At 71.8% G+C, this 3,099-nt stretch carries 3 protein-coding genes; all 3 read right to left on the reverse strand.

Features of this window, described 5'->3' with window-relative positions; genetic code table 11:
* Positions 1-1,152, reverse strand: a 1,152-nt coding sequence (locus tag I59_RS03910; RefSeq protein WP_022902748.1) for an ABC transporter ATP-binding protein, incomplete at its 3' end; no start/stop codon positions are given.
* Entirely contained in the window at positions 1,152-2,045 is an 894-nt protein-coding gene (locus I59_RS03915) for an ABC transporter permease (protein ID WP_022902749.1), read from the reverse strand. The genes I59_RS03910 and I59_RS03915, both read right to left, overlap by 1 nt.
* 58 nt (positions 2,046-2,103) lie before the next feature.
* Complete coding sequence (locus I59_RS03920) at positions 2,104-3,063, reverse strand: ABC transporter permease (protein ID WP_022902750.1); 960 nt, start codon at positions 3,061-3,063, stop codon at positions 2,104-2,106.
* Between the last annotated feature and the right edge of the window lie 36 nt (positions 3,064-3,099).

The following is a 3,099-nucleotide window of genomic DNA, read 5'->3' on the forward strand; positions in this document are numbered from 1 at the left end:
CCGAGCGTCGAGCGAGGCGACCGGGTCCTGGAGGACCACACCGATCCCGGACCGCAGCGCGCGACGGGCGCGACCGCGGGAGCGGACGAGGTCGGTGCCGAACAGGTGCACGCTGCCCGCGGTCGGCCGGACGAGCCCCAGGGCCACGCGGGCGGCGGTCGACTTCCCCGAGCCGGACTCCCCGACGAGCCCGACGGTCTCGCCGGCGTGGACGGCGATGTCGATGCCGCGCAGCGCGTGCACGGCGCGTGCCCCGCGCCCGAACGTCACCGAGACGTCCCGCAGGTCGACCACCGGGGCCGTGTCGCGCCTCCCGGCCTGATCGGACCGAGCCGACGACGCGGACGACGTGCCCGTCGGGTCCGACGCCACCGTCAGCCGCGGCACCGCCGCGAGCAACCGCTTCGTGTAGTCGTGCTGCGGGCGGAGCAGGACGTCCTCGACCGGGCCGGTCTCGACGATCTCCCCCTGCAGCATCACCGCGACCCGGTCCGCGAAGTCCGCGACGACGCCCATGTTGTGCGTGACGAGCAGCACGCCCGTGCCGGTGTCGGCGGCGAGCCCGCGGAGCAGCTCGAGGATCTCGGCCTGCACGGTCACGTCGAGCGCGGTCGTGGGCTCGTCCGCGATGAGGAGCTTCGGCCGGTTCGCGATCGCCATGGCGATGACCACCCGCTGCCGCTGCCCACCGGACAGCTCGAACGGGTACGCCTTCGCACGCGCCGCCGGCGAGGGGATGCCGACCCGTTCGAGGAGCTCGACCGCGCGCGCCGCCGCGTCGGTCGCGGACACGTCCTGGTGGTTCCGGATGACCTCGGCGATCTGCGCGCCGACCCGGGTGAGGGGGTCGAGGGCGGTGGCGGGCTCCTGGAAGACCATGGAGACCGTGGATCCGCGGAGCGACCGGAGGGCGGGCTCGGGGGCGCCGACCACCTCGTGGCCGTCGACGACGGCACTGCCCGTGGCGGTGGCGTTGCCGGACAGCAGGCCCATCGCGGCGAGCGCGACGGTCGACTTGCCGGAGCCGGACTCCCCCACGAGCGCCAGCGTCTCCCCGGGTTCGACGTGCAGGGTGACCCCGCGGACGGCGTCGACGGTGCCGGACTCGGTGGCGAAGGTGATCCCGAGGTCGGTGGTGGTCAGGATGGACATCAGCGGCCCCTCACGTCGAAGGCGTCCCGGAGCCCGTCGCCCACCGCGTTGAACGCGCAGACGACGAGGATCACGGCGAGTCCCGGCGGGACGATGAGCCACCACCGCCCGGAGTAGGCGGAGGTCAGCCCGGCGGACAGCATCCCGCCCCAGTCGGTCGCGGGTGCCTGGACACCGAGACCGAGGTACGAGACGTACGCCACGAGCAGGATCGCGTCTGCGACCTGGAACGTCGCCGCGACGACGATCGTCGACACCGAGTTCGGCAGCAGGTGCCGACCGATCGCGCGGGCGTGGGAGCCGCCGATGGCGCGGAGGGTGAGGACGTAGTCGCGGTTCTTCAGCGTCAGGGTCTCGGCGCGGATGAGTCGGGAGGGCACGAGCCACGAGACCAGCCCGAGGATCACGATGAGTCCCCAGACACCGGGGGTCGTGATCGCCGAGATGACGAGCAGGATGAAGAGCGCGGGGATCGCGATGCCGGCGTCGACGACCCGCATCATGACGGCGTCGACCCAACCGCCGACGTACCCGGCGACCGAGCCCCAGAGCGTCCCGACGACCGTCGCCAGGATGCCCGCGGCGATGCCGACCAAGAGCGACACTTTCCCGCCGAACATGAGGCGGCCGAGGACGTCGTGCCCGACGGCGTCGGTGCCGAGCAGGTGCGCGGCACCCGGGGCGAGGTTCACCTGGTCCAACTGGGTGTGGGTCTGGTCGGTCGGGTACAGGAACGGACCGACGAAGCAGAACAGCACGACCACGACGATGACGACGAGGCCGATCACCGCGAGGGTGTTGCGGCGGAAGCGCCGGGCGGCGAGCCGCCAGCCAGTCGATGCGACCGTGACGGGGGCGCCCGGGGCTTCGGGTGCCAGTTGTACGACGCTCATGCGCGGACTCCCATCCCGTCGTTGGTGGGCGCAGTGTCGATGAGGGACGTGACGACGCTCATGCGCGGCTCGCCTTCGTTCGCGGGTCGATGACGGACTGCGCGACGTCGGCGAGCAGCGTGCCCACCACGGTCGCGATCGAGATGACGAGGACGCAGCCGAGCAGGGTCGGGTAGTCCGAGGTCTGCGCGGCGTTCCAGAACAGCAGACCCATGCCGGGGTAGTTGAAGAGCTGCTCGGTGACGAGCGCGCCGCCGAACAGCACGGGCAGGTAGTACCCGAGCATCGCGACGACCGGGGTCAGGGAGTTCCGGAAGACGTGCCGCCGGAGGATGGTCACCGTCGACGCGCCACCGGCCCGGGCGGTGCGCACGTAGTCCTCCTGCAGGTTCTCGAGCGTCGACGCCCGCATGTACCGGCTGAACACGGCGATCATCGCGAGTGCGCCCGTGACCACCGGCAGCACGAGGCCGGCCGGGTCCTGGAAGACCTCGGCGAGGGTGGTGCCGCTCGGCGCCTGCGCCGGCAGCCACGGCAGCTGCTGGCTGAACACGATGATGAGGAGCAGCCCGAGGAAGAACGCGGGCGTCGAGTAGAACACGAACGCCAGCGCGGTGGCGGCGTAGTCGACGGCACCGTTGCGGCGCACGGCCTGCCACATGCCGACGGGGATCGCGATGACGAGCCCGAGGACGGCGGACATCCCGGTGAGCACGAGGGTCTTCGGCAGGCGCTCGGCGATGAGCTGCGAGACCGGTTCGTTGAGCGTGTACGACATGCCGATGTCGCCGGTGAGCAGACGACCGAGGAACCGGAGGTACTGCACGGGCAGCGGCTGGTCGAGTCCCTGGGACTGGTTGAAGGCGGCGATCTGCGCCGGCGTCGCGGAGACGCCGAGGACGCCGCGGGCGGGTCCGCCCGGCAGGGCGTGCAGCAGGCAGAACACGACGATCGTGACGATGAGGACCACGGCGAGTGCTTGCAGCACGCGCCGGAGCAGGTACAGGGCTGTGGTCATGCGGCTTCCGATGGTCGGGTCGGGGACGTGACCGGG

Origin of the sequence: Curtobacterium sp. B8 (genome assembly GCF_000333315.1) — a bacterium.
Classification (GTDB): domain Bacteria; phylum Actinomycetota; class Actinomycetes; order Actinomycetales; family Microbacteriaceae; genus Curtobacterium; species Curtobacterium luteum.